Raw genomic sequence first — 4023 nt, forward strand, 5'->3', positions numbered from 1 at the left:
GATTTGCAGACAAGCTGCAAATCAAAGCTTCTGCGAAGCAACAAAAAACTATTCGGTGAAACTCGGTGACCATTGGCGATAAAGTTTTTCCACCGAAATGCGCCGAAGTCACCGAGCATCGCCGAAAAAACTTTGGCAGGATGATTTATCGGCAGAATTATTTCAAATCGTTCTGCCGGCAAATTATCCTGCCATAAACTTTCAGAATCTTATTCTAACTTTGAAAAGCTAATCGCGTAAAATCAAGCCCATACAACATTTCACTCCTTCGGAGTTTTGAAGGATAGCGGGGCGGATTTCACTATAAATATTCCACCGCTTCGCGGTTTGTTTAAGACGATTGTCGATTCTTTCTTGTCATATCTCAGCATGCAAAACTCAGGTAATAATTAGCGCGTTGCTAGTGGCTAATGGTCAATAGTTACTGACCAATAGTCAAATGCCTGATGACCAATGGTTAATGGTAATTCGTCATCACACAAAATTTTTACCGATCAAACATGAACACCGTACATCGCGTCAAGAGCCTGTTCAAAGGCCTGCCCAAAAGCTCGTTCCCCAAAGACAAGATTCGCGTTTTGCTGTTGGAAAACATTCATCCGGCGGCGGTGGCGCGCTTTGAAACTGAGTCTTATCACCTCGAATCGCTTTCCTCGTCTCTCGACGAAGAGGAATTGTGCCGCAAAATCGAATCCGTGCATCTGCTCGGCATTCGCTCGAAAACGCAAATTACGCCGCGGGTTTTGCAGCATGCGCGGCGCTTGTGGGCAATTGGCTGTTTTTGCATCGGCACCAATCAAGTGGATTTGGCGCAAGCGCGGCGGCAAGGCGTGGCGGTATTCAATGCGCCTTACAGCAACACGCGCAGCGTGGCCGAGCTGGTGATCGGCGAGATCATCATGCTGCTACGACGCATCTTCCCCAAAAGCCTGGCGGCGCACAACAAAATCTGGGACAAAAGCAGCGCGGGCTGCTTCGAAGTGCGCGGCAAAACTCTGGGCATCATCGGCTATGGCCACATCGGCTCGCAGGTTTCCATTCTCGCGGAAGCGCTGGGCATGGAGGTGATTTACTATGACATTGCCGAGAAATTGCCGATAGGCAATGCCAAGCCCGTGCATTCGCTGGTGGATTTGCTGCACCGCGCCGAGGTGGTGACGCTGCATGTGCCAGAGGATGAATCCACCATCAACATGATCGGCGCGGCGCAATTCAAGCTGATGAGACCGGGCAGCTACTTGCTCAATCTCAGCCGCGGGCGCAACGTCAATCTCAGCGATTTGCGGCAGGCGCTGCGCGAGGGACGGCTGGCAGGCGCGGCCATTGATGTTTTTCCGGCCGAGCCGCAATCCAACCAGGAAGCATTTGAAAGTGAATTGCAGGGCTTGCCCAACGTCATTCTCACGCCGCACATCGGCGGCAGCACGCTGGAATCGCAGGAAGATATTGGGGTCAAAACCAGCGAAAAATTAATTACTTATATGAACACGGGCGCGACGATTGGCAGCGTGAATTTCCCCGAGGTGCAATTGCCGGTGCAAGGCATGCGCCACCGCGTGCTGCACATTCACAAAAATGTGCCGGGGGTGGTTTCCACGTTCAGCCAGGAATTCGCGCGCTTCGGCGTGAACATCGAGAGCCAAATCCTCAAAACCGAGGAAGACATTGGCTACATGGTCACGGATGTCGATCGCTTGATTGATCGGCAGATCATCGCAGATCTCAAAAAGCTAGAGGTGACGATCAAGGTGCGGGTGTTGTATTGAAGAGCAATTTTTGCCACGGATGAACACAGATTTTCACTGATTTTTGATCCGCGCGCATAGCGGCTCTGGTCAGCCTAAGTGAACGTCTAAAAATTACTACCGGAGTTCGTCGTAGTCCTGCCCCCTGGTGGGGCATTGATGGGACACAAAATTCATTGTTCCTTCAGCCGCCCAACCTTTACCTGCAACGGCCAAGCCGTTGCAGAAACATTATCCCCAAAAACCAAACCTGTTTCTCGCCTGACAAACGCAAAAAAAATCTTGCTTTCAATCATATATTTTTGCAATATCCCGCCATTGATTTTGGGCGGCTGCTGAATGCCACCTTTACCCGAAGTTTCAGCAGATTTTTGAGGAGTTTTTATGCCAACGCCTCCCTCTCTCGATATCCCCACCGTTTATCACATAAACGTTCAACAATCTACGCCATTTTCAATCAACGGTTTTACCGCTGGTGTACCAGCACAGGGGAAATGATTTTCATTTATCGCTACTGACCAAACGCGATGAAAACGGGGCGAAAACTAAAACCCGGGCAGCCGGGCACCAAAAAACTCATGCGCGAATTTGGCGACAAGCTGGTGTGCGTGCGTTACCGTTACGATGCCGGGAGGCAACGCCGCTTGAAAACCGTGGAATTGATTCTCGAAGAAACGCCCTGGCAGCCGGACACCACGAAGATTTCTCTGAACAAAATCATGCCGATTCGACTGCGCTATGACGAAGCAGCTTTGCGGCAACAAGTGCTGCAGGCCGGCGGAAAATGGCTTAGCGAAAAGCGCGTTTGGACTCTGCCGTATCGCGCCATTTTGAAACTGGGTTTGACGGAGCGGATTGTGGGAATGATTAATGGGAAAATAATCAATGGTTAATTGTTGCCAAAGTTGTCAACATGTGAGGGGCGATTATGAATCATTCAAATCAAGCGCAACAAGAGAATAAGCCGAAGCTGCTGGAGCAGCTCGCAACAGAGATTCGCACCCGGCATTACAGCCGCCGCACTGAGAAAGCCTATGTTGATTGGGCATACCGATTCATCGTTTTTCACAACAAACGGCATCCTGCTGAGATGGGCGCGGCAGAGATCAGGCAATACATTTCCCATCTGGCGGTGGCCGGCAATGTTGCGGCCTCAACGCAGAATCAAGCGCTGTGCGCGCTGCTCTTTCTTTACCGCCACGTTTTGCAAAGAGAGATCGACCACGTTGAGGTGATTTGGGCCAAGAAACCCAAACGCATGCCCGAGGTGTTTACGCCGGAGGAGGCTTGGGCGGTATTGCGCCATTTGCCGGGAAAATACCAGCTTATCGGCATGCTGATGTACGGTTCCGGTTTACGCCAGATTGAAAGCCTGCGGTTGCGCGTCAAAGACATCGATTTTAGCTATAAGAAGATCACGGTGCGCGAGGGCAAGGGTGAGAAAGATCGCGTGACCATGCTTCCGGAAGGCGTCATTGCGCCGCTGCAAAAACATCTGTTCGAGATCAAAAAGCAGCACGAGGCGGATTTGCAAGCGGGCTTGGGCGCGGTATACATGCCGTATGCGCTGGACCGAAAATATCCCCACAAGAACAAGGAATGGGGATGGCAATACGTGTTTCCGGCCTCGAAGCCGTCGATCGACCCGCGCAGCGGGGCCAAACAGCGGCATCATTTGGATGAAACGGCGGTGCAGAGAGAAGTGCATAATGCCATCCGCCGGGCAGGTATTCACAAACATGCAAGCAGCCATACCTTTCGGCATTCGTTTGCAACCCACCTTCTGGAGGCGGGCTACGACATTCGCATCGTGCAAGAACTACTGGGCCATGATGACGTGGAAACGACGCAAATTTACACCCACGTGCTGGCCAAGAGGCTGCAAAGCGTGCGGAGTCCGGCGGATATGCTCGAAGGCAACGGCTTGATGAAATCTCACATTGCCTTGGGCGAGTTGCCGCCGGCGTTAGAAAAGCGCTTTCGGGGGGTGGTGGCAAGTTCATACAAAGGTGATATTCCAGCGGCTCTGGCCGCATTTTTGGATTTACACGAAAGATACGCGGCACACAAGGCGAATGCGGTTTTGTAAAATGTCCAATAGTAGAAACAAATCCGTGACTCAAAGCCGTCGAGAAGTTTCTAATACTGGCCATTTGGGGGCTTGAAAAAATGTCTATTGGTAGAAACATTTTTCCAGAAATTTCTAATCGTGGAAACAAATGTCTACTATTGGAAAGCTGGGAAATGGGGTTGCCGTGCAGGTTAATAAGTTGTTAGC

4 protein-coding genes are annotated in these 4023 nt (G+C 51.0%); 3 read left to right on the forward strand and 1 reads right to left on the reverse strand.

The window, feature by feature from the left end:
• Positions 1 to 539: 539 nt before the first annotated feature.
• Positions 540 to 1766, forward strand: coding sequence for a phosphoglycerate dehydrogenase (serA, locus tag FBQ85_27435; protein ID MDL1878865.1), 1227 nt, complete (start codon positions 540 to 542; stop codon positions 1764 to 1766).
• Positions 1767 to 1918: 152 nt separating this feature from the next.
• Here the strand turns inward: serA and FBQ85_27440 are convergent, their stop codons facing one another.
• The gene (locus FBQ85_27440) at positions 1919 to 2161 is read right to left on the reverse strand and encodes a hypothetical protein (protein ID MDL1878866.1); all 243 of its coding nucleotides are present in this window, start codon (positions 2159 to 2161) and stop codon (positions 1919 to 1921) included.
• Positions 2162 to 2272: 111 nt separating this feature from the next.
• On the opposite strand from FBQ85_27440, the gene FBQ85_27445 reads away from it, so the two are divergent.
• A complete protein-coding gene (locus FBQ85_27445; GenBank protein ID MDL1878867.1) occupies positions 2273 to 2638 on the forward strand; it encodes a hypothetical protein in 366 nt (121 codons plus the stop codon).
• A 35-nt stretch (positions 2639 to 2673) separates the two neighbouring features.
• Positions 2674 to 3834, forward strand: coding sequence for an integron integrase (locus FBQ85_27450; protein ID MDL1878868.1), 1161 nt, complete (start codon positions 2674 to 2676; stop codon positions 3832 to 3834).
• Positions 3835 to 4023: the final 189 nt, after the last annotated feature.

It is taken from the genome of Cytophagia bacterium CHB2, from assembly GCA_030263535.1.
Classification (GTDB): Bacteria; Zhuqueibacterota; Zhuqueibacteria; order Zhuqueibacterales; family Zhuqueibacteraceae; genus Coneutiohabitans.